1 protein-coding gene is annotated in these 287 nt (G+C 66.6%); it reads left to right on the top strand.

The window, feature by feature from the left end:
* Positions 1 to 287, top strand: a 287-nt coding sequence (locus KUG43_RS16585) for a glycogen/starch/alpha-glucan phosphorylase (protein ID WP_216910934.1), incomplete at both ends; no start/stop codon positions are given.

Raw genomic sequence — 287 nt, 5'->3', positions numbered from 1 at the left:
GAGCTGATCTTCGAGATCAACCGCCGTTTCCTCCAGCAGGTGCGCCTCAAGTACCCCGGCAACGACGCCGTGCTGCAGCGCCTCTCGATCATCGATGAAGCCGGTGGAAAGGCCGTGCGCATGGCCCACCTCGCCACCGTCGGCTCCCACCACGTCAACGGCGTCGCCGCCCTGCACAGCGCCCTGGTCAAGCAGGACCTGTTCCCCGAGTTCGCCGCCCTCTGGCCCGAGAAGTTCACCAACGTCACCAATGGCGTGACACCGAGGCGCTGGGTGGCCCTGGCCAA

The organism is Synechococcus sp. CCY 0621, assembly GCF_019038465.1.
GTDB lineage: Bacteria > Cyanobacteriota > Cyanobacteriia > PCC-6307 > Cyanobiaceae > Cyanobium.
This window is presented reverse-complemented; position numbering and strand designations above follow the sequence as displayed.